Source organism: Actinomadura spongiicola, assembly GCF_003432485.1.
GTDB lineage: Bacteria > Actinomycetota > Actinomycetes > Streptosporangiales > Streptosporangiaceae > Spirillospora > Spirillospora spongiicola.
On sequence record NZ_QVNQ01000009.1, the window covers coordinates 20,307 to 41,839 of the forward strand.

The following is a 21,533-nucleotide window of genomic DNA, read 5'->3' on the forward strand; positions in this document are numbered from 1 at the left end:
TCCGCTGAGAAAGGCCCCCTTTTCATGGGCACGCCCTCGACCCCCACCGACCTGCCCGCCGCCTCGTGGGGGCGGGCCCTCAAACGCGCGGCCGGCGAGTTCCAGAAGGACAACCTGTCGGACTGGGCCGCCGCGCTCACCTACTACTCCGTCCTGTCGATCTTCCCGGCGATGCTGGTGGTGGTGTCGCTGGTCGGCATGGCCGGCACGTCGGTGACGCAGGACCTCATCTCCAGCGTCGGTGACCTGGCGCCCGGGTCGGTGCGGAGCCTGCTGGTCAGTTCCATCAACGAGTTGCAGGGCAACCGCGGCGGCGCGGGGATCGTCGCGCTGGTGAGCCTGGCCGGTGCGGTCTGGTCGTCGTCGGGGTATGTGGGGGCGTTCATGCGCGCGTCCAACATCGTCTACGACATTCCGGAGGGCCGCCCGTTCTGGAAGACGCTGCCGCTGCGGGTCGCGCTCACGCTGGTGACGCTGGTGCTGTTGTCGGCGTCGGCGATCGCGGTGGTGGTGACGGGTCCGCTGGCCCGGGAGGCCGGTGACCTGCTCGGGCTCGGTTCGCAGGCCGTCACCGTCTGGAACATCGCCAAGTGGCCGGTGATGTTCCTGGTCGTGGCGTTCCTGTTCTCGTTGCTGTACTGGGCGGGCCCCAACGCCAGACGCCGTTTCCGGTGGGTCACGCCGGGCGGTGTGCTGGCGATCGCGCTGTGGCTGGCGGCGTCGGCCCTGTTCGCGCTGTACGTGGCGGGGTTCTCCTCCTACAACAAGACCTATGGCAGCCTCGCCGGGATCATCGTGTTCCTGGTGTGGCTGTGGATCACGAATCTGGCGATTCTGCTGGGCGCGGAGTTGAACGCCGAGTTGGAGCGGGGTCGTGCCGTCGCCGGCGGTCAGCGTCCCGAGGACGAGCCGTACGTGGAGTTCCGTGACACCCGGGCGTTCGACGACGAGGAGCGCGACGCGATGGGCGTCGACGACGGGACGGACGCGCGGCGTGGGGACGGGCGCGGGGAGTCGGGGGCGCGGCGCGCGGAGGCGGGCGACGCGGCGCCGCGACCGCGTCACGGACACCGGTAGGCGGGCGGCGGTCCGCGGCCCGTCTCCGATTGATCACGGTTTGTGCAGATCACGGGTCGCACAAGTCCGGACACGGTGGATAGGATCACCGCATGCTCCGTCCCGCTTACCCGATCGAGACCGAGCGGTTGACCCTGCGGCCGTTCCGCACGGGCGACCTTGAGGGCCTGTACGCCTACCAGTCGTTGCCGGAGGTGGCGCGGTTCCTGTACTGGGAGCCGCGGGATCTGGAGGAGTCGCGGGCGTTCCTGCGGGAGAAGATGAGCGCGTCCACCGTGGAGAAGGAGGGCGACTGGCTCGTCCTGGCGGTGGTGTGGCGGGAGACGGGCGATCTCATCGGTGAGGTGAACCTGCAGTGGCGCAGCAGGGAGCACCGGCAGGGCGAGATCGGTTACATCTTCAACCCGGCCTATCACGGCAAGGGGTTCGCGACCGAGGCGGCCGAGGTGGTGCTGCGGCTCGGGTTCGAGGGCCTGGACCTGCACCGGGTGTGCGGGCGGTTGGACGGCCGCAACGCGGCGTCGGCCCGGGTGCTGGAGCGGCTGGGGATGCGCCGCGAGGCGCATCTGGTGCAGAACGAGATCGTCAAGGGTGAGTGGAGCGACGAGGTCGTGTACGCGATGCTGCGCCACGAGTGGGACGCCCGCCCCACCGTCTGAGTTCCCGTGACCGTCCCCGCGTCAACGGGCGGCGTGCTCCTCCAGTGTCCGGGCTAGGTCCCGGACGTGGCCGCGCAGTTCGTCGGGGCGGCGGACGGCGAACGGGAAGCCGAGCCCGGCCAGCATCCGCGCCATCCCGTCGAGCCGTTCGGCGCGTGCGGTCATCACCACTCCCCCGCCGTCTTCGGTGAGCGTCGCGACGGTCGCGGGGATGCGGCGGCGCGCCTCGGCGAGGGTGGTCTCCAGCACGACCTCGACCTCGTGCGTCCACGGGACCCGGGCCAGGGACCGGGTGACGTGCTGGACGGCGTCGACGCCGTCGGGAATCTCGTAGCGGACGGCGCCCGGCTCGGCGGACACGACCCGGTCGACGCGGAACGTGCGGATCTCGCCGCTGCGGTGATCGTGGCCGGTGACGTACCAGCGGCCGGAGTGGAACACCAGGCCGTAGGAGTCCAGGTCCCGGCCGGTCTCGGTGCCGCGCCAGGACCGGTACCGCAGCCGGACGCGGCGCCGTTCCCGCGCGGCGGCGGCCAGGGTGAGGACGGTGCGCATGTCGGGGTCGGTACCGGGCGCGGCGCCGTCCCGGGCGGCGCCGCGGGCGGGGGCGGTGAACTCGAGGGTCTCCTGCAGCGCCTGGACGCGGTCGCGGATCGCGGCGGGCAGCACGCGCCGGACCTTGGCCAGGGCGCTTTCGGTGGCCTGTCCGGGGAGGCCGATGCGGCGTCCGGCGAGCAGCCCGAGGACCACGGCGGTGGCCTCGTCGTCGGTGAACATCAGCGGCGGCAGTTTGTAGCCGGGCATGAGCCGGTATCCGCCGTGGCGGCCGCGTTCGGAGACGACGGGGACACCGAGGTCCTCCAGCCGCGTGGCGTACCGGCGGACGGTGCGCTCGTCCACGCCGAGCCGCCGGGCCAGGTCCCCGCCGCGCATCCGGTGGTTGGCCTGCAGCAGTTCGAGCATGGCGAGGACACGGGTCGTCGGATGCGATGGCGCGGGATGTGTCATGGGCCACTCACTTAACCGGGCGGTTCCTGTCCGGTATTGACCGTAGCGTGTGGTCACGGCTTCGAGAAGGGACGGCTGACATGACGGTTTTCGTACTGGTCCCCGGGTACTGGCTGGGCGCCTGGGCGTGGGACGAGGTGGCCGCGTCACTGCGCGCGGCGGGGCACGACGTGCACGCGGTGACGTTGACGGGGGTGGCGGAGCGGGCCGGGGAGGCGACGCCGGAGGTGAACGTCGACACGCACGCCGCCGACATCGTCCGGGTCGTCGAGGACGGCGGGTTGACCGGCGTGGTACTGGTCGCGCACAGCGGCGCGAACATGGCGGCCACGGCCGCGGCCGACCTGGTCCCCGAGCGGATCGCCCGCGTCGTCTATGTCGACACCGGGCCGATGCCGACGGGCATGGCGGCCATCGACTTCCACGACCCGCAGTCGCGTGCGGCGCTGGAGAAGCAGGTCGCCGAGGAGGGCGACGGGTGGCGGATCCCGGTGCCGCCGTTCGACCCGGACGCCGATCCGGTCAACCTGGCGGGGCTGTCGCGGGAACAACTGGCCGTCATGCGCGAGCGGGGCACGCCGCAGCCGTTCGGGACGGCGACGCAGCGGGCGGCGCGTCCCGATCCGCTGCCCGCGACGCCCCGCACGCTGGTGGCCACCACGATCCCGCTCGGTGAGGTGCGGCGGATGGCCGAGGAGGAGCATCCGCTCTTCTCGGCGATGGCCGGGCCCGGCTGGACCTACCGGGAGCTGCCCACCGGGCATTGGCCGATGTTCTCCAAACCGGGTGAGCTGGCCGCGCTGCTCGACGAGCTGTCCGTCTCCGGCTGACGTTACGGCCGACCGCGGTGACGGCGCGGGGTGAGCGCGGTTTCGTTCGTGGTCGGAGTATCGGTCCTGGCCGGTGGTGCGGGTGGGCGGCCAGTCGAACCGTTCGGGGCCGGTGGGTCAGGTGCCAGGCCACCGATGTGGTCACGGCGGCCGCGACCAGAGGCGGCGGCAGCAGGTTCCGCCGCGCGAACTTCACCCTGCCTTGACGGGAGGGGTTCATTTGCGGCGGAGCCACCGCCAGATCGTGCCCGCGGGGGCGTCCGGTTCGGTGAGGGGGTGTTCCTCGACGTCGTAGCGCCGCACGTAGGCGCCCGCGAACGCCTGGACGCTGGCGCCGACGGGCAGGGCCAGCAGCACTCCGATGGGACCGAGGACGGCCGCGCCCGCGAGGATCAGCCCGAACGCGACGGCGGGGTGCATGTCCAGGGTGTGCGCGGTGATGCGGGGTTGCAGCAGGTAGTTCTCCACCTGCTGGTAGGCGGTGACGAACAGCAGCATCCACAGCGCGGTGGACGGCGCGACGGTGAGGGCGATCAGGACGGGCACGGCGCCCGCCAGGTAGGTTCCGACGGCGGGGATGAACTGGGACACCACCCCGACCCACAGTGCGAGGGTCACGGCGTTGGGGACGCCGAGTCCGGCCATGGCGATGTAGTGCGCGACGCCGGAGATGAGGGCGAGCAGGGCGCGGGAGTAGATGTAGCCGCCGGTCTTCTCGACGGCGATCTCCCAGGCCCACAGGACCTGTCGTTGCCGCCGGGGCGGCAGCAGGGAGCACACGGTCCGGCGGAACTGGGGGCCTTCGGCCGACAGGTAGAAGGTGAACAGCAGGACGCCGAGTCCTTTGAACAGGACGCCGAGGGCGGTGGTGCCGAAGCCCCACACGTTCTCCGCGAGGCCGGACAGGTTCCGGGAGAGCGTGGAGGTGACGGTGGGCAGCCGTTGGAAGAGGGTGTCCTGTGACAGTCGTGTCCCGAACGTGGAGTTGATCCAGCCGATCAGGTTCCGGACGTAGCCGGGGAATCCGTCGATGACGTTGGTGGCCTGGGTGGCCAGCAACGATCCGATGCCGCCGAGGAACCCGGCGAACACGACACCGATGACCAGGAACATCACGGCGGTGGCGGGGCCGCGCCGCCAGCCGCGGCGGGCGAGCCAGTTGACGGCCGGTTCGATCGCGAACGCCAGGAACAGCGAGATCAGCAGGAGCAGCAGCAGTTCGCGGAGTTGTTCCAGCAGCCACAGTCCGGCCCGGAACAGCAGCACGATCGCGCCGGCGAGCAGGAACGCCTTCGGCAGCCACCGTGGCATGGGGCGCGGCTCGTCGCCGTCCCGTCCGGTGGGCGGCGCGGTGGGTGGTGCGGCGGGGGGCGGGGTGGGGGCGTCGGGCGGGACGTCGGCGGGCGCGTAGGCGGCGCTGTCGCCCGGCGTCTGCGGCGTCATGTCCGCACGGTAACCACGCGGCGCCGCGGGTCCGCCCGCGCGGGCCCTGCCCGTGGTGGGACCTTTGCCGGGATTTCACCCCGGGGCGGGCGGAGTCAGGTGGGGGTGCCGTTCCGCAGGTCGGTGATCGTTCTGGTGAGGCGGGCCCGGCGTCCGGTGGGGGTGCGGGCCTTCAGCAGCGGCAGGATCAGCAGGTAGCGGGCGGTCCTGTCGAGCGCTTCGAAGCGGGCGGCGGCCTCGGGGTGCGCGGCGAGCGCCTCGGCGAGGTCCGGGGGGACGGTCGCGTCGCGTTGTCCGGCGTAGGCGGCGTCCCATCGTCCGTCGGCGCGGGCGGCGTCGATCTCGGCGAGGCCGGGCGGTCGCATCCGCCCGGCGGCGATGAGCGCCTCCGCGCGTTCGACGTTGACCCGTGACCAGGGGCTTCCCTTGCGGCGCGGCGAGTAGCGTTGCAGGAAGTGGTGCTCGTCGTGGGATTTGCGTTGGCTGTCGATCCAGCCGTAGCACAGCGCGACCTCCCAGGCCTCGGTGATCGTGAGGCCGGTGACCGGCGCGCCCTTCTTGGCGATCTTCAGCCAGACGCCGCCCTCGGTGTCGTGGTGCTCGGCCAGCCATGCCTCCCATTGGGCGGCGTCGGTGAAGTGCATCATCCGCCCAGCATCACGCACCGGCCCGGTTCCCCGGAAGCCCGGGAGCGGGGGCGGGAGATGGGGTGGGTGGGGCGGTAAGAATCCCGTAAACGGGGTCGGGCAAGGTGCAGGTAGGTGATGGACGACACGGAAGGACACCAATCGTGCGCAAGCTCAAGCTGCAGGTTCAGATGAGCGTCGACGGCTTCATGGCCGGTCCGAACGGGGAGATGGACTGGTTGACGTTTCCGTGGACCGACGACATCAACGCCTACCTCGACGAGTTGTCGGGGTCGGTCGACACGATCGTGCTGGGTCGCAGGCTCGCCGAGGGGTTCATCCCGGCCTGGGAGGCGGGGCCGGAGGGTGAGGACCCGGCGTCCATCGAGTGGATGAACAACACGCCGAAGATCGTGTTCTCGCGGACGTTGAGCGAGTCGCCGTGGAAGAACGCCGTCGTGGAGAACGGTGATCTGACGGAGGTGGTGACCGCGCTCAAGGCCTCCGAGGGCGGCGATCTGATCGTCTACGGCGGCGCCACGTTCGTGTCGGGGCTGCTCGCCGCCGGGCTGGTGGACGAGTTGCATCTGCTGGTCAACCCGGTGGCGATCGGGGCCGGGATGCCGGTGTTCCCGGACGCGGGCGTGCCGCAGCGGTTGCGGCGGGTGGCGGCGCGGCCGTTCGACTGTGGGATCACGGCGCTGCGTCTGGAGCCGGAGCGCGGGTGACCGCGGCCCGGGGCGGGCCCGCCCCGGGCCGGTTCGCGGTGGGCCGGTTCGCGGTGGGCCGGTGGCGGGTTTCGCCGGGGCCGGTCAGGTGCCGGGTTCGGGTGGGGTGACGAACTCGGGCTGGTCCAGGACACGGAGCCAGCTGCCGTCGGGTTGGCGGCGGGCGACCTGGGCGCGGGCTCCGGCGCCGTCCCTGGGCGGGGTGGAGGTGAGGGCCAGGTCGCCGCTGACGAGGGTGGGCAGGGGTTCCTCGGGTTCGAAGTGGGGGCGGTCGGCCAGCACCTTCTCCCACAGCGCGCGGATCGCGTCGCGTCCGACGGTCCGGGAGCCGGGCGGGTAGGCCAGGACGGCGTCGGGTTCGTAGAGGGCGGCGACGCCGGCGGCGTCGCCCGCGTTGGAGCGTTCGACGAACAGGCGGGTGAGGTCCTCGGGGCGCATGGCCTTCTGGAGGGCCTTCTCGGTGGCCTTCTCGGTGGAGGTGTCGTGTGCGGTCATGGTTCTTCCCTGGTCGGCGTTGGTGTTCACCTTCCATGGTGGGCACCGTCCGGCGAGAAGTCCAAGACATGGTTCTGCTCGAAGCCAGAAGCTCGACTTATGGTTTGGGAGGGTGCCGTGCACGGTCGGGGTGACCGTCCGGTGTCGTTTCCGGGGGGGTTTACAGGTAGTGGCCGCTGGCGAGGTAGGGGAAGGGTTCGGGCATGCCGCGCAGGGCCAGGTAGCCCTCTTGGTCGAGGTCGAGGCGGGCGGCCAGACCGACGTCGACGGCCCAGTGGTTGGCGGTGGTGACGCAGTTGACGAGGGTCTGGTCGCGGGTGGCGGCGAGGGCCTCCCACAGGAGCGTCTCGGCGGTGGGGACGTTCTCGGCGGCCAGCAGCGCGGGACGGTCGCGGTGGGGGTCGATGTAGACGTAGCCGCGGTGGTCGCGGGCGTCGGACACGACCAGGCGCAGGGTGTGGAGCATGTGGAGGTGGTCGGGGCCGTGGCCTCCTCCGCGCAGGGAGGTGTCGAGGCGGTCCATCCATTCCAGGTCGTCGGGGCGTCCGTCGCGGAGTCCGCCGATGGCGGGGAGGGTGGAGCGGTCGACGCGTCCGACCATGCGCATCTGCGGGTGCAAAGTGAATCCGGCGAGGCGGTAGCGGCGGGTGGCGGCCGGGTGCGTGGTCGCCGAGAACAGGCCGGGTCGTCCGTCGGCGTGGGCGAGGACCGCGTCCATGAGGCGCCGTCCGATGCCGCGGCCCTGCCGGTCGGGCAGGACGCCGTAGGTCGCCAGGTACCACACTCGGCCACGGTTCTGGGAGATCGCGAAGCCGACGATGTCGCCGGACTCCTCCGCCACGTGGCAGCCGCCGGGGTCGGTCGACAGCAGGTGGCCGACGAAGTCGATCCAGCGGCGGGACGCGGCGGCGTCGGGCGGCTCGGGTTCCGGGTCGTCCCATCGCCGGCCGAGCCGGTCCGCCTCGAGGAACGTGACGGCCATGGCGCGTTCGGCGGCGGGGAGGTCGTCGGCCGTCAGGGGCCTGATCCGCACCGGTTCCGCGTCGGCGTGATCACGTGGGGTCGGGGGTGGGGTCACGGGTTGTTCTCCTCCGTTCCGGGAGCGTGGCGGAGGGGCGGGACGGGTGGCCGGCGCGGCGTCGGGTTCCCTTGGCCTGACGACGTTCCGTGCATCGCGGCCCCGATGTGGAATCGGGGGTTTTGCCCGACGTGCCCGGCGCAGTTCCCACGGGTCTGATCTAAGGGGGCGCCGCTCCCCCGGGCAACCCGTTTTCCGGCTCGGGCCGGTCCACGGGTCAGCGGGCGAACAGGGAGGCGTAGACGGTGCGGTCGTGGCGGGTGACGATCTGCCCGGCCAGGTGCGGGGCGGTCACGGTGGACAGTCGCAGGTCGAGGTGGCGGTCCTCCTCGCGCAGTTCGACGGGGCCGGTGGGGACGGCGGCGAGCCGTGCGCCGATGTCGGCGAGGCGGGCGGCGCGGGCGCGTTCCAGGGCGGCGCGCAGCCCGGCCGTGCCGTCCTCGCCGGCACGGAGCCGCAACGCCCCCCGCGCGCCGGTGCGTGGGCCTGTGCGTGGACCGGTGCGTGGGCCGTTGGGTGGGCCGTTGGGTGGGGTGGGTTCGGCGTGCCAGGCGGCGACGCCGTAGGCGAAGCACGTCAGCGGGGCCCACATCTCGGCGAAGTAGGCGGGGTCGGGTGCGATCTCCAGGCCGGCGAACCGGTCGGCGACGAGGAACAGCGCGCCGACCTGTCCGGGCAGGAGTTCCAGGCGGGACTGGAACTGGGTGAGCATCGGGCGTCGACGCGACAGGATCTGTTCCAGGTGCCCGCGGCGTGGGAGGCCGTGGCGGGCGTTGAGGTCGGCGATGTCGTCCCACAGTTTGGGGTAATCGTGGAGGCCGCGCAGGTCCAGGGCGCGGGCGCGTAGTTCCAGGGGCAGCACGAAGAACCATTGGTCGCGTCCGGTGAGGTGGCCGCCCTGGCCTGCTTGGACACAGCAGGCGTCCTCGAACAGCAGACTCTGTCCGGGGGTGAGGAACGCCGACCGGCACAGGGCGTGGTTCTGGGCGCGGTCCTGGATGTAGCCGATGTGCAGCGGGACGATCGCGACGCCCGTCGCGGCGGTGTTGGTGAGTTCGACGCGTCCATAGCCGGGGACGCCCGACAGGTGGAGGCCGGTGCGGGGCGGCGCGAACCCGGGGTGGGCGGGCCCGGAGATCGGCACCATGGTGAGCGCGCCCGCCTGCTGCGGGGTGCCGAGGCGGTGTCCGGCGAGGCTGAGGGGGCCGGGGACGAGGGTGTCGAGCGCCGTCATCTGGGTCATGCGGTGCTCCTCGAAGCTCCTCGAAGGGTGGTGGGGTGGGTCAGGCGGCCAGGCCGGGGGTCAGGTCGTCGGCCTGCCGGTCCAGGGCGTCCAGGCGGGCGTGGAGGGCGGCGCGCAGCCACGGCGCGCCGGCGGGGCAGTGCGCGAACATCCAGGGCAGCAGTTCGGCGAAGTCGTCCTGGTGCCAGAAGCCGCGTTGCGGCAGGGACGGGGCGGGGCGCCGCAGCCGCAGGTCGTCGCCGCCGGTGAACATGACATGGCAGAACACCACGGGGGTGGTGACACCGGCGCGCGGCAGGGCCGCCACGACGCGGGCGAGGTCGCCGGGGAACAGGTTCTCGTAGCCGTCGGAGACGACGGCGACCAGGTCGGGGTCGGTGCCGAGGGCGTCGAGGACGCCGGTGGCCAGGTCGGTCGCGCCGCGGGGGGCGCGTTCGTCGCCGCCGACCTCGATGACCTCCAGCCGCGCGCAGACCTGCGACAGCACCATCCGCAGCGCGGCGGCCTGGGACAGCGGGGCCCATTCGCGGTCGCCGTGACCGCGCATGGACGCCGAGGCGTCCAGGACGAGCGCGAGGGTCCCCTCGAAGCGGGGGAACGCGGCGGCCGCGGCGCCGACGTGGCGGCAGAGCGCGACGTACAGGTCCTCGGTGGGGCCGTCCCGGTACAGGTGGACGAGGGTGGCGGCGATGTCGCCGCGGTCGGTGACGGTGACGGTCGGGGGGTGCGGGCGGGGGGTGTCCACCGGCAGGACGGGCCGGTCCAGCACCGTTGTGGCGTGACCGTCCACGCTGGCGGGCACGGCGGCGGGGGCGGCGGGGTCGTGCGCGGGGTTGTTGGCGGGGTCGGGGGTGTAGAGGGCGCGGACGCGGGCGCTGGCCGCGGCGGTGGGTGCGGTGAGGAAGCGCAGCAGCCGTCGCCGCAGGTAGTCCGAGGCGGTGTCGCCGGCGTCGATGCGGCGGGCGCAGCCGCGGGCGGTGGTGGTGCCGAGGGCGTGCTCGAAACAGTCGAGGAGGGCGGGGCGGCGCGCGGCGATGAGCGCGTCGGCGTGGGGGTGTTCCAGGACGAACCGCAGCACGGCGCGGGTGGTGTGCTTGTGGTTGGCGCGCAGCCGCCGCAGCGCGAGCAGGACGGTGATGACGTGCGCGGGCGGCAGGCCGAGGGTCAGGACGCGGACGACGCGGGCCGGCACGGCGCGGGCCGGCACGGCGCGGGCCGGCACGGCGCGGGCGCGCTCGTCCAGTCCGGCCTGGGAGGCGGCGAGGATCTGCAGCAGCACCCGGGCGCGCTGCCAGGGCCGCGCGCCGGGCGCCAGGCCGAGCAGCGCGTACTCTTCGGCGTCGCGGGCGTGGACGGCGCGGTGCAGGTCGGCGTCGTCCCAGCGCAGCGCGCCGCCCCGGGGCAGGGTGAGGGGGGTGTCGTGGGTCTGCAGGTGGGCCAGGAACGTGGGGGTGTCCATGATTGTTCGCCTCCGCAATCATGGAGTGTAGGAATCTTCACCGAGGGCCCGACACTCATTTTCCGGCGGTGTCGAGGGCGGCGGGCGGCACGGCGGCGCCGGACGCGGCGGGGTGGTGGGCGGCGGCGCGCTGGGCGAGGTAGGCGCCGGTCAGCACGATCGCGCCGCCGAGCAGCTGCGGCGGGGTGAGGCGCTCGCCGAGCACGGCCCAGGCGATGAGCGCGGCGGCGACGGCCTCGGTGTAGCAGATGGCGGCGCCGACCTGCGCGGACAGTCGTTGCAGTCCGGCGACGCCCGCGAGGTAGGCCAGGACGGTGCTGACGATCCCGAGGCAGGCGACCAGCGTCCAGCCGGGCGCGGTGTGCCCGCCGAGGGGGACCCGCGTGGACAGCACGTCCCAGGGAAGCGCCCAGGGCGCGGCGGGTACGGCGAGCGCGGCGGCGGCCAGGACGCTGCCGGACGCGGTGATGACGAGCGGGTCGACGTGCCCGGTGAGGCGGTCGATGGTGAGGAAGTAGGCGGCCTGGCAGGCGGCGGCGCCGAGCCCGGCGGCCAGACCGAGCGGGTCCAGGGTCAGGCCCGTCCACACCTGCACGACCAGGGCCAGCCCGGCCATGGCGACGGCGACGCCGACGGCGGCGGTGCGGTGCACGGGGGCGCGGCGGACCAGCCGCAGCCATGCCAGCACGAGGACGGGGCCGCTGAACTCCAGCAGGATCGCCACCCCGACCGGCAGCCGCGACGCGGCGACGAAGTAGCAGGCCTGGCATCCGGCGACACCGGCGGCCCCGTACAGCACGAGGGGTCCCCAGTGGGCGCGCAGGCGTTGGGGCAGGCTTCGGGCGGGGTGTCGGGGCGAATGTCGGGGCAGGTCGCGGGTGCTGGAGCGTGCCCGGAGGAGCAGGGCGAGCGGCACGAGCACCAGCGCCGCCGTCGCGATCCGCAGCCACACCGCCTGCAGTGGCCCGAGCCCGGCCTCGATGAGGGCCTTGCCGAACGGGCCGGAGGTGCCGAAGCAGATCGAGGAGAACACCGCCAGTCCGACGCCCCATGCCCGGACGCGCGTCGCCCCGTCCACCGCCACCCCCGCTCAGGTCGTCGTCGCGTTCACCGCCCACGCGCACACGAAAAAACGAACATACCGCCACAACACTCCTTACTTCGTGCGAATTTTCGCGGATGCGGAGGTGGGGGTCACGGCGGCGCAGCCGGTGAGGAGATCGGCGGTGAACGCGTCGAGGCGGCCGCCGGGACGGTCGAGCAGCGCGGCGGTGATCCGCCGCCGCATCCCGTCGCGCCGGTGGCGCAGGCGGGCGTCGACTCGATCAGCCGCGGCGTCGCCGGGCTCCGGTGCCCTGGACGGAGGCGACTGCGACGCCGTCTGGGAGCGGTGCCGGCGGCGCAGCGGCCTGAGCCCCGGCGGCCCGGCCGCGGCCCGTCCCGGTGCCTGGCCCTCCCGCGGGCCCGGTCGGCCGCCGGGATGATTCCGGACGGTTCGGTCCGGCCTACTAGGATCGGCGGATGAGCTGGCAGGCGGCCGGGGTGGGGCCCGGCGGAACCGGCGGCGGTCCGAGCGGGGACCTGTTCGCCTCGGTCGAGGGCAACGTGCGGGAGCTGGTCGCCTCTCCCTGGTGGCAGACCGCCCCGCCCGCCGACCGCGCCGCCCAGATCGCGGCGCGGATGCTGTGGGGCGCCGGGGAATGGTGGCTGTACGGGGCGTGGGGCCGCTGGTACCGGTGCGGTCTGGACGGCAGTTGGCATCCGTGCCCGCCGCCGGCCTCGTTCGAGGACCGCCGTGTCGCCGTGCCCGCGCCGCGCGGGGCGGGCACGCCGCCGATCCCGCCGCAGCTGTACCCGACCGGCCCGGACCTGTCGGCCGGGCGGGTCGCGCCGCTGGGGTTCCTCGGGCCCGTCCCCGACACCGCGGTGGTGGCGCGCATCGCCCAGTCCCTCACCACGGCCCTGGCGGTGGACCCGCAGCAGTTCGCCCAGCGCGACCCGATGTTCCAGCCCGGGACGCCGTCCACGGTCGCCGCGGCGTGGGGCGCGCTGCTGTGGTGCGCCGGGTCGCCGGTGGCGTTGACCGAGCATCCGCTGATCGAGTCGTTCATCCCGTTCCTGACCACGTCCGCCGACCGGCTGCACTGGATGATGCCGCCCGACTTCGCGACCCTGGCGGGCTACTACATTCACCGGCTCGGCGCCGGTGACGGCGGCGGCGCCGCCCATGTCGCCCGGGTGATGTACGAGGTCGCGGCCGGGTTGCAGGCCGACCCGCGGTTCCGTCCCGGCGCGGACGCGCTGGCGGCGGTGACGGCGGCGTCGCTGCGGATGGTCAACCAGGACATGGCCACCGTCCGGTACGGGCCGGATGCGATCGTGCAGGAGTGGCGGCGCCGTTGCCCCGCCGAGTTCGCCACCACGATGGTCCGTGACACCGCGCCCGGGGAGTTCCTGCGGCTGGCCCTGTACGACCTGCAGCAGATCGTCGCGGGGTTGACCGGTCCGCGCCCGTCGGCGCCGGGCCGCGGGCACGACGAGGTCCGCCGCGCCGGGTTGGCGGTGCTGGCCGCCGATCTGCAGGCCGCGCCGGGCGCGTTGCCGGCGTTGCAGCGGTGGCTGGACCCCGACAGCGCCCGCACGGTGCAGGCGGTGCTGGCCGATCCGGCGAACCCGCTGCGGGCGCTGTGGCCCCGGGACGGGCGGCTGCCCGAGGCGTTGCGCGGCGACGACGCCGACGCGCTGGCCGCGCTGCTGGCCACCACCTACACGCTCGGGTTGACGTGGTGCCGGTTGGCGCAGGTCCCGCCGCCGTCGACGGGGTTCGCGGTGCCGCAGGCGGTGGCGGCGGAGCTGACGTCCCCGGCGATGCACACCCCGCCGTCGACCGACGAGCTGTCGGCGTGGGACATCATCAAGGCGGCCCGCGAGCATCTGGCCGCCGAGCGCGGCGGCGGCGCCGACCAGCCGGTGGCGCCGGTGCCCGAGCCGATGCGGGAGGCGCCGGGCCCACCGCCCGCGGTCGCGCCCGCCCCACCGCCCGCCGCGCCCCCTGCGGCACCTCCTGTCGGGCCGCCGCCCGCCGCTCCGGTGCCGCCGCCGTCGGCGCCCGAGCCGCCCGCTCCCCCGGCGCCCGCCCCACCGCCGCCCGCACCGCCGACACGGGCCGCGCCCGCGGGGCCGGTGCCCGAGCCGTCCCGGCCGGTGGACGAGCCCGCGTGGCCGGACGCCACGACCGCCGACGCCGCCGCGCACCCCTCCCCACCACCGGGCCCACCCCCCGGCCCACCACCAGGCCCGCTGCCGGGCCCACCGCCGGGGCCGGGGCAGGGGTCGGCGGGCGGTCCGGTGTGGCCCGACGAGGCGCAGCACACGCAGTTGGACACCGACGCGTTCCGGACCCAGCTCGACCCGGGCCCGGCGTGGCCCGGCGCCGGCGCGCCACCTGTGGCGCCACCCCCCGTGCCGCCTGCTGTGCCGCACGCCCCGTCGCCTTCGGGGGCGGAGCCGGTGCCGCAGGCGGATCTGCCTCCGCCGCCGGTGCCGGTGCCCGAGCCGGTGCCGCCGGTTCCGGAGGCGCCCGTCCGGGAGCAGAGCCCGCAGATCGCCGAGGCGTACGGGATCCGGTTCCTGTGCGGCGCCGACGACATCGAGCGGGTGGTGACGGAGGTGCGGCGGCGCGGCAAGTGGGCGCGGCGGCTGCGCGGGCAGGAGGTGTCCAGCGCGTCGGCGCCCGCGTTGCTGCTGATCGGGACGCCGTCGAGTGGGCAGCGGCGGTTGGCGAGGATGGTCGCGGCGGCGTTGGCGGAGGTGGAGGCCTCCAGCGGCGAGGTCCACAGCGTCCATGCCGAGGATCTGCGTGAGCACGGCCCCGACGGGTTGCGCGCCGTACTGGAGGAGCACGCCGGGCACGTCCTGCTGCTGGACGGTCTGGACGGTCTGATCCTGGACGAGGCGCAGGGCCCGTCGTACGCGTCGGTGCTGTACCGGACGCGGTTGGAGGGCGTCAACGACACCGCGCTGCTGGGCACGTGCGAGCCGGACCGGGTCGGGGAGCTGTCGGCGGCGTCGCCGGAGCTGGTGACGGACCTGCGGGCGGTGCGGCTGCCGGATCTGAGCGAGGCGGCGGCGCGGTCGGCGCTGGTGGGGTTGCTGGCCGAGGAGCGGCGGCTGCGGCTCGGGTCGGACGCCTGGACGGTGGTGAACCGCGAGGTGGGCCTGCTGCGTCCGCGGGGCCGGCTCACCGGCGCCCGGCTGGTCGAGGCCTATCTGGACCGGGCCGCGACCCGGCATCTGGGCAGCGCGGAGGCGACGCAGGCGATCGGCAGCGCGCTGTCGTTGACGGCCGCCGACTTCGAGGGGCTGGCCGCCGAACTGTCGGGCCGCTGACCCTCGGGCGTGACCCGCCCGGTGAGGTCGGGGTCACCGGGCGGTCCGATTCCCCTTGCCCGCAGGGGATTTGGGCCCCCGGCGGCGCGCTGGAACGTCGGTGGGCGCGGTCACGATGGGGTGGTGGATCGTGTGGACCGGCTGCTGGCGCTCGTCGCGGAGTTGCGCGCGGCGTCGCCCGAGCCGGTGGAGGCGGCGACTCTGGCGGAGCGGTTGGGGGTCAGTGAGCGGACCGTCCGCCGTGACGTGGAGTTGCTGACGCACGGCGGGTTGCCGGTGCGGGCGCGTAAGGGCCGCGGGTACGTGCTGCCGCCGACGGCGGAGCGGGTGCCGTTGACCGAGGCGGAGTCGCTGACGGGTCCGGTGCGCGACACGCTCGCCGAGGCCGTGCGGACCCGCCGCATCGTCCGGCTCGCCTACACCGATCAGGCGGGGGCGCGCAGCTTCCGGGACGTGGAGGCGCACGGCCTGGTCGTGGCGCCCTACGGGGAGTACCTGGTGGGGTGGTGCCGGATGCGGGACGGGCCACGGATGTTCCGGGTGGACCGGGTCGGCGCGGCGTTCCTGGCGGGCCGGGGCGCGGAGGTCCGTGACCTGGACGAGTTGGTGGCGGCGTTGCGGGTGCCGATGCCGCGTCCGCCGGACCGGGCGGGGCCGCGTGGCCCGGCGGGTGCGGCGCGGGCGCGGGCGTGGACATTGGACCGGGTGGAGTACGTGCGGTCGCGGCTGCGGGACGTGGTCGCGGAGGTCTCCCCCACCGGACCGCGCCCCCGGTCGGCCCCCCGGTCGGTCCCGGGGTCGGGTGCGGCGGCGCTGCGGGGGGTGTTGGGGCATCTGGCGGAGTGGACGCGGTGGCAGGCGGCGGCGGTCCGGTCGGCGGCGACGGGTGAGGAGCCGGTTCTGCCGGGACGGCGGCCGTGGTTCCCGCCCGAGTTCGACCGGGAGATGCCCTACGAGGCGAGGGAGCGGATGATCCAGGACGTGATGGCGCTGCGGTCGCTGGGGGATGTGGCGCGTGACCTGGAGGAGGTGTTGGCGTCGGTGGCGCATTGGGCGGCCGACTGCGATGACGCTCTGTGGGAGGTGGAGTTGCCCGACCCGCGTCCGTACGGTCCGCCGGGTGCGCCGCGTCCGCTGGCGGATCTGCTGGCGGGGTGGCGGGGCCCGCTGGCGCACATCGAATGGCACCTGGACCGGTTGACCGACGAACCGCCGCCGTCCCCGTTCCTGGACGAGGAGGACGTCTGGCTGGTGGACCACTGCCCTTTGCAGGCCTGACCGACTCTCGCAGCGGTCGGATCTCGCGCTCCGCCGCTCCCGGGTCGCGCTTGGACGCTGCCGTCCGCCGTCGTCGCCCGTCCCGCCGGTGTGACCCGGTGCCGTCGGTCGGCCGCCCGTGGAGACGCCGACGGCGCGCGTTCGGCGGGCCGCCTGAGCCGGTCTCGCGGCGGGGTCGGGTCCCCATGCCTGACCGGGGTACGCGGGTCGAGTTCCGCAACGACCGGCATCCGTCTGGTTATCGGCCTCGTCAACCACGTATGGGTCCATCCCTCCGACCTTCAAAGACCCACGAGCGAGGAAGGTCGCGAGACGATTCGGCAGCGTCTCAGTAGCTGGTCGCCCCGTGCTCGCGGGGCTCGCCGCCACGGTGAGCCGGATACCACGCGGACCGTGTTAGCGGCAGCGACTGTCCCCTCGCCCCGCCACAATTCTCAACGCGCCCGCGGGACCCACCCGCCCCCCGAGACCCGGTCAGGCCTACGGACACCTCTCCCGCGAAATCTCGAGTCCTGATCAGGCCCCCGTTACCCGGCCGGGACCTGACCTGCCGCGGTTGTGGCGGGTCGAGGGTGGTGGCGGCACGCAGGACCAGCGACCCCTTGGTGAGGAGGGAGAACGGGTTGGCGGCGTCCCGCGGCGCCGCCAGGATCCCCGGCATCAACCGGTAGCGGCCCTCGGCGCGCCGGTACGGGTTGAGGGTGGTGGCGCGTTGAGGCGTCGAGGTTGCGGCGGGTCCAACGCCACCAACGTCCATGGGGAAGCGGTCGCGTGGGGTTTCCCTGAGGGGTGGCCGCCTTCGGATGTCGCCGGGAAGCCGTCCTCTGCGCCCTCCTCCACGCCGCCCCTCGACTCCCATCACTTACGACGGCACCCGAGGTCGTTGGGGGTGGTGGTGGTTCGGGGGTGGCGGTGGACGGGGCACTCGCGTCGAGCCGTTACAGTGGTTACGTCGGTGTGGGATGTGTCCCCCGGGCTCTACCTGACGCCTTCGGGGAATACCGCCGGTCCCTTGTGGTCCGGGCTGGAGCTTCGTTGTGCCTTTCGCCGTGAGGCGACCACCACACCGGCGCTTACGCCGTTGCCCCGGCGAGGAGTTCCTCGCCGGGGCAACGGCGTTTCTGCGTCTGCCCGCTTCTGTGTCTGCCTGTTTCCGTGCGTGCGGGTGTTTCCGTGCGTGCGGGTGTCTGCGGGGCGGTGGGGTGGGGTCGCGTGCCCGGGCACGGGAAGGTCGGTGCGGTTACGGCGGTGTCATAGTGCGGCCGCCGCGATGGCGGCGCCGACCGCGGCGAGGACGATGATGACGGCGGCCGTGGCGAGGACGATGGTGCGTGCGCGGCGGCGGGGGGTGCCCAGTCGTGCGAGGCGATGGGCCAGCCGCGGGTCGTCCTCGCTCAGGCGGACCTCGATCTGTGTGAGGATCCGCTGCTCCTCCATCGACAGCGCCATGCTCATACCTCCGGGGGTCAGGTGTCTGAATTCCTCCCCCCGGAGCATGATCATTATCCCTGGGGGGTGGTGACGGTTGCGCCGCGGCCGGGTCGGCTCTGGTGGTGGAGGCTGTTCAGGGCGGTGACGTAGTAGGTGTAGGTGCGGCCGGGTCGGGCGGTGGGGTCGTCGAGGCGAGGGCCGCGGACGTGGCCGATGAGGTGGGCGGGGTCGACGGGGGCGCAGCCGGGGCGTTCGCCGTCCACCCGGTAGACGGCGTAGGACGCGGCGTCGGCGTCGGCGTCGGCGTCGGTGGCGGTGGCGGTGGCGGACCGCCAGGTGACGCGGACGCCTGCGGCGCTGTCGCGGACGCCGTCGAGGGGCGTGGCGGTGGTGTTCCGCACGGCGGGTGGGGGCGCGGTGTCGTCGCGGGGGCGTCCGGGGTGGTCGGCGGCGGGTGGGATGGCGGGGCGGGCGTAGTGGTCGGCGCGGAGCCGGTCGGCGAATCCGCGCTTGTTGGCGGCGATGTCGGAGGCGCTGAAGAAGACGTCGCCGCGGACCTCGGGGTGTTCGGCGTTGAGGGTGAGGTGCCGTGACAGTTCGGCGGGGTTCTTCCAGGCGGCGTCGGCGCCGACGCGGTAGGCGCCCTGTCCGATGGTCAGTTGCACGCCGGTGCCGTCGACCTGGTCGGCCCACCAGCGGACGAGTTCGGCGTAGTCGGCGCGGGGGTCGCCGATCGGCCAGTACAGCTGGGGGGTGACGTAGTCGATCCACCCTTTCTTGATCCAGGTGCGGGTGTCGGCGTAGACGTCGTCGTAGCTTTGCAGGGCGCGGGTGGCCGACCCGGCGGGGTCGGTGCTCTTGTTGCGCCACACGCCGAAGGGGCTGATGCCGAACCGTACCCAGGGTTTGGCGTCGTGGATCTTCTCGGAGAGGGTCCGGACGAGGGTGTTGACGTTCTCGCGGCGCCAGTCGTCCTTGTCGGCGCCGCGGCCGTGGGCCTTGTAGGTGGCCTGGTCGGGGAACTGCGCGCCGCCCTCGGGATAGGGGTAGAAGTAGTCGTCGAAGTGGACGGCGTCGATGTCGTACTTGGTGACGACGTCCATGACGACGCGGGTGGCCAGGTCCCGGACCTGCGGCAGGCCGGGGTCGTACCACAGGCCTTTGCCGTATTTGCGGACCCAGTCGGGGTGCTGGCGGGCGGGGCTCTTGGGCGACAGTTTCTTCAGGTCGTCCTGGCGGGAGATGCGGTAGGGATTGAACCAGGCGTGGAATTCCAGGTTCCGGGCCCGCGCCTCTTTGATCATGAAGGCGAGGACGTCGTAGCCGGGGTCCTTGCCCTGCGTGCCGGTGATCCACTGTGACCACGGCTCGTACGGGGAGGGGTAGAAGGCATCGGAGTTGGGGCGGATCTGGACGAACACCGCGTTCAGTTTCATGTCGGTGGCGGTGTCGAGGAGCCGGGTGAACTGCCTTTTCTGTTCGGCGGCGGTGTCGGCGGTGTCCTTGGGCCAGTCGATGCCGGCGACGGTGGCGATCCACATGCCGCGCAGTTGGCGTCCGTCGGCGTCGTCAGGCGGGTCGACGCGCGGGCATTCGGTGGCGGCGCCGGCGGGGCCGGGCCCGCGGCCGCCGGAGCCGCGGCCGTTCTCGCCGCCGAGCGCGGGTATGCCGCAGCCGGCCGCCGCGCCCGCGGCCACCGCCGCCAGCAGGGCCGCCATGACCGTCCGGATCCTGGTTCGCGATGCCATAGCGGCCCATTGTTACTCACGCGCCGCGATGCCGCGTACGGAACACCGATGCCCGTGTGATCCCTCACCGTCCCGTTTAGCCCGATACGCGAATTGCGATCTTCGAACACGCGTTCCATACTGGCCGGACACGACATCGATCATGCGTTCGAGAGGGGTGGGGGTGCGCTGGGATCATCTGCGGTTGGACGGCGACCCGGGCGCCGAGCCGCCGCTGATCGAGCGGCGGGCGGTGGCCCGCACGTTCGACACCCCGGGGTTTCGCGGTATGACCTTCTACGAGGTCCGCGCGAAGACGATCGTCAACCGGGTTCCGGCGGCGTCCCGGATGCCGTTCCGTTGGACGATCAACCCGTACCGGGGCTGTTCCCACGCGTGCGTGTACTGTTTCGCGCGCCGGTCGCACGAGTATCTGGACCTGGACGCGGGCGCCGACTTCGACTCGCGGATCGTGGTGAAGGTGAACGCGGCCGAGCGGCTCCGGGCGGAGCTGGCGTCGCCGCGGTGGCGGGGCGAGCACATCGCGATGGGCACCAACGTCGACTGCTACCAGCGCGCCGAGGGCCGCTACCGGTTGATGCCGGGGATCCTGGCGGCGCTGCGGGACGCCGCCAACCCGTTCTCCCTCCTGACCAAGGGGTCGCTGGTCCTGCGTGACCTGCCGTTGCTGCGGGAGGCGGCCGAGCGCACGGCGGTGAGCGCCGCGGTGTCGGTGGGGTCGCTGGACCCGGACCTGTGGCGGCTGGCCGAACCGGGCACCCCGCCGCCGCGCCGCCGCCTGGAGGTGTGCGCGGCGCTGAACGGGGCGGGCGTCGACTGCGGTGTCCTGATGGGGCCGGTCATCCCGCATTTGTCGGACTCGCCGGCGCAGCTGGACGCCGCCGTCCGGGCGATCGCCGAGGCGGGCGCCACGTCGGTGTCGGCGATCACGCTGCATCTGCGTCCCGGTGCCCGCGAGTGGTTCCTGGCGTGGCTGCGCGAGCACCATCCACGCCTGGTCGTGCCCTACGCGCGCCTGTACGGGGCGGGCGCGTACGCGCCGCGCGAGTACCAGGAGCACATCGCCCGGCAGGTCCGGGAGCTGGCGGCCCGGTACGGGATCGCCGGCCGCGTCGGGCACCGGCCCTCTCCCCCGCCGCCCGACCGTCCCCGGCAACTGTCCTTGCTCACGCGGCCGGACGGACGGGACGACGACGGGGGCTGTGAGGGTGGTGGCGTCGGGGACGGTCGTGTCGAGGGTGGTGCCGGGTGGGCGGCGTCGTGACCTCGATGCCGAGGGCGGGGACTCGGGTGGCGGGCTCGGCGCCCCGAGTCAGGGCGTTCGGACGGCGTTGAGGTGCCCGGGATTTCCCGGGGTCGATCGGTCGGGCGCACCGGCTCGACCGGCCGGCCGCGCGGCAGGCCGTGGCCGGTTCGCCGTCCACGTGAGGCGAATCACCCCGGTGAGAACAGCGTCGCCGCCGCCTAGACCTGCCGTACCTGCGGCTCCGGACCGGACAGCGACGGGCGTTCGGGCTGCCGGGGTCGTCGCGGCCACCACCCTGATGGAACCGGCGCCGTTCCGCTGCCGCTTCCACGTTCCACGGGACGCGCCGGGGGCCGGTTCGGGGGCCGGGTCAGTCGACCGGCTGGAAGACGAAGAACTCGTTGTCGTCCTGGTCGACGAACGCGGCGAACCACTTGCCGTAGGGTTGCAGTTCCGGGTCTTTCGTGAAACGGACGCCGCGTTCAGTGTAGGTCTCGTGCAGGGCCTTGATGTCGGCGGTTTCGAACGCGATGTCGGTGTAGCGTCCGATCTTCGCCTCGTCGCCGACCGGGAGGTCCTTGGTGGCCAGGGTGATGGTGGTCTGCGCGCCCGGTGGCGCCACCTCGATCCAGGTGAAGCCGGGCCCTTCCCGGTGTTCCCGGATTTCGAATCCGAGTTTCTCGGTGTAGAAGCGCAGCGCCTCGTTCTGATCGCGAACGTAGACCCCGACCTGGGCGATCTTTGAGATCATCGGATCTCCTTCGAATGCGCGGTTCGGATGTCATTGCATGTTAG

The 21,533-nt window shown here is 73.4% G+C and carries 19 protein-coding genes and 1 pseudogene; 7 read left to right on the forward strand and 13 right to left on the reverse strand.

Going from position 1 to position 21,533, the window contains the following annotated elements; genetic code table 11:
• Positions 1 to 24: 24 nt before the first annotated feature.
• Together D0T12_RS26195 and D0T12_RS26200 are read left to right on the forward strand one after the other, a co-directional pair.
• The gene (locus D0T12_RS26195) at positions 25 to 1,077 is read left to right on the forward strand and encodes a YihY/virulence factor BrkB family protein (RefSeq protein WP_117402563.1); all 1,053 of its coding nucleotides are present in this window, start codon (positions 25 to 27) and stop codon (positions 1,075 to 1,077) included.
• A gap of 92 nt (positions 1,078 to 1,169) precedes the next feature.
• Positions 1,170 to 1,736: a GNAT family N-acetyltransferase gene (locus D0T12_RS26200; protein WP_117402565.1), complete on the forward strand. Its 567-nt coding sequence runs from the start codon at positions 1,170 to 1,172 to the stop codon at positions 1,734 to 1,736.
• Between the two features lie 21 nt (positions 1,737 to 1,757).
• On the opposite strand, the gene D0T12_RS26205 is transcribed toward D0T12_RS26200, so the two are convergent.
• Positions 1,758 to 2,744: a helix-turn-helix transcriptional regulator gene (locus D0T12_RS26205; protein ID WP_233526295.1), complete on the reverse strand. Its 987-nt coding sequence runs from the start codon at positions 2,742 to 2,744 to the stop codon at positions 1,758 to 1,760.
• An 80-nt stretch (positions 2,745 to 2,824) separates the two neighbouring features.
• Between D0T12_RS26205 and D0T12_RS26210 the strand changes: the two genes are divergently transcribed.
• Positions 2,825 to 3,574, forward strand: a complete 750-nt coding sequence (locus D0T12_RS26210; protein ID WP_117402566.1) for an alpha/beta fold hydrolase — start codon at positions 2,825 to 2,827, stop codon at positions 3,572 to 3,574.
• A 216-nt stretch (positions 3,575 to 3,790) separates the two neighbouring features.
• On the opposite strand, the gene D0T12_RS26215 is transcribed toward D0T12_RS26210, so the two are convergent.
• Positions 3,791 to 5,017 carry an AI-2E family transporter gene (locus D0T12_RS26215; RefSeq protein WP_233526296.1) on the reverse strand — a complete coding sequence of 409 codons (1,227 nt, stop codon included), beginning with the start codon at positions 5,015 to 5,017 and terminating at the stop codon, positions 3,791 to 3,793.
• Between the two features lie 95 nt (positions 5,018 to 5,112).
• Positions 5,113 to 5,664, reverse strand: a complete 552-nt coding sequence (locus tag D0T12_RS26220) for a YdeI/OmpD-associated family protein (protein ID WP_117402568.1) — start codon at positions 5,662 to 5,664, stop codon at positions 5,113 to 5,115.
• 143 nt (positions 5,665 to 5,807) lie between these two features.
• Here D0T12_RS26220 and D0T12_RS26225 point away from each other — a divergent pair, with 143 nt between their 5' ends.
• The gene (locus tag D0T12_RS26225; protein ID WP_117402570.1) at positions 5,808 to 6,371 is read left to right on the forward strand and encodes a dihydrofolate reductase family protein; all 564 of its coding nucleotides are present in this window, start codon (positions 5,808 to 5,810) and stop codon (positions 6,369 to 6,371) included.
• Positions 6,372 to 6,455: 84 nt separating this feature from the next.
• On the opposite strand, the gene D0T12_RS26230 is transcribed toward D0T12_RS26225, so the two are convergent.
• From D0T12_RS26230 to D0T12_RS37075, 6 genes are all read right to left on the reverse strand, one after another.
• Entirely contained in the window at positions 6,456 to 6,866 is a 411-nt protein-coding gene (locus tag D0T12_RS26230) for a YybH family protein (RefSeq protein ID WP_199487714.1), read from the reverse strand.
• 160 nt (positions 6,867 to 7,026) lie between these two features.
• Complete coding sequence (locus D0T12_RS26235) at positions 7,027 to 7,944, reverse strand: GNAT family N-acetyltransferase (protein ID WP_199487715.1); 918 nt, start codon at positions 7,942 to 7,944, stop codon at positions 7,027 to 7,029.
• A gap of 217 nt (positions 7,945 to 8,161) precedes the next feature.
• On the reverse strand, positions 8,162 to 9,187 hold the full coding sequence (locus D0T12_RS26240; RefSeq protein WP_117402572.1) for an ARPP-1 family domain-containing protein: 1,026 nt from the start codon (positions 9,185 to 9,187) through the stop codon (positions 8,162 to 8,164).
• Positions 9,188 to 9,227: 40 nt separating this feature from the next.
• The gene (locus D0T12_RS26245; RefSeq protein WP_117402573.1) at positions 9,228 to 10,646 is read right to left on the reverse strand and encodes a VWA domain-containing protein; all 1,419 of its coding nucleotides are present in this window, start codon (positions 10,644 to 10,646) and stop codon (positions 9,228 to 9,230) included.
• A gap of 55 nt (positions 10,647 to 10,701) precedes the next feature.
• Positions 10,702 to 11,724, reverse strand: coding sequence for an EamA family transporter (locus tag D0T12_RS26250; RefSeq protein WP_117402983.1), 1,023 nt, complete (start codon positions 11,722 to 11,724; stop codon positions 10,702 to 10,704).
• Between the two features lie 78 nt (positions 11,725 to 11,802).
• Positions 11,803 to 11,934 carry a hypothetical protein gene (locus tag D0T12_RS37075; RefSeq protein WP_267900424.1) on the reverse strand — a complete coding sequence of 44 codons (132 nt, stop codon included), beginning with the start codon at positions 11,932 to 11,934 and terminating at the stop codon, positions 11,803 to 11,805.
• A 233-nt stretch (positions 11,935 to 12,167) separates the two neighbouring features.
• Here D0T12_RS37075 and D0T12_RS26255 point away from each other — a divergent pair, with 233 nt between their 5' ends.
• Both D0T12_RS26255 and D0T12_RS37080 read left to right on the forward strand, forming a co-directional pair.
• Positions 12,168 to 15,035: a hypothetical protein gene (locus D0T12_RS26255; RefSeq protein WP_117402574.1), complete on the forward strand. Its 2,868-nt coding sequence runs from the start codon at positions 12,168 to 12,170 to the stop codon at positions 15,033 to 15,035.
• Positions 15,036 to 15,158: 123 nt separating this feature from the next.
• The gene (locus tag D0T12_RS37080) at positions 15,159 to 16,313 is read left to right on the forward strand and encodes a helix-turn-helix transcriptional regulator (protein ID WP_158581640.1); all 1,155 of its coding nucleotides are present in this window, start codon (positions 15,159 to 15,161) and stop codon (positions 16,311 to 16,313) included.
• A gap of 583 nt (positions 16,314 to 16,896) precedes the next feature.
• Here D0T12_RS37080 and D0T12_RS36765 read toward each other — a convergent pair.
• The 3 genes and pseudogenes from D0T12_RS36765 to D0T12_RS37085 all read right to left on the reverse strand — a co-directional run.
• Positions 16,897 to 17,019 (reverse strand): annotated as a pseudogene (locus D0T12_RS36765) (Rv2578c family radical SAM protein); the annotation flags it as partial.
• Positions 17,020 to 17,564: 545 nt separating this feature from the next.
• Positions 17,565 to 17,768: a DUF3040 domain-containing protein gene (locus tag D0T12_RS26270; protein WP_158581641.1), complete on the reverse strand. Its 204-nt coding sequence runs from the start codon at positions 17,766 to 17,768 to the stop codon at positions 17,565 to 17,567.
• Between the two features lie 47 nt (positions 17,769 to 17,815).
• Positions 17,816 to 19,492 (reverse strand): glycoside hydrolase family 10 protein, encoded by a 1,677-nt coding sequence (locus tag D0T12_RS37085; RefSeq protein ID WP_267900425.1) that lies wholly within the window; start codon positions 19,490 to 19,492, stop codon positions 17,816 to 17,818.
• 163 nt (positions 19,493 to 19,655) lie between these two features.
• Here D0T12_RS37085 and D0T12_RS26280 point away from each other — a divergent pair, with 163 nt between their 5' ends.
• A complete protein-coding gene (locus D0T12_RS26280; protein ID WP_407642117.1) occupies positions 19,656 to 20,756 on the forward strand; it encodes an Rv2578c family radical SAM protein in 1,101 nt (366 codons plus the stop codon).
• A gap of 352 nt (positions 20,757 to 21,108) precedes the next feature.
• Here the strand turns inward: D0T12_RS26280 and D0T12_RS26285 are convergent, their stop codons facing one another.
• Entirely contained in the window at positions 21,109 to 21,489 is a 381-nt protein-coding gene (locus D0T12_RS26285) for a VOC family protein (protein WP_117402584.1), read from the reverse strand.
• Positions 21,490 to 21,533: the final 44 nt, after the last annotated feature.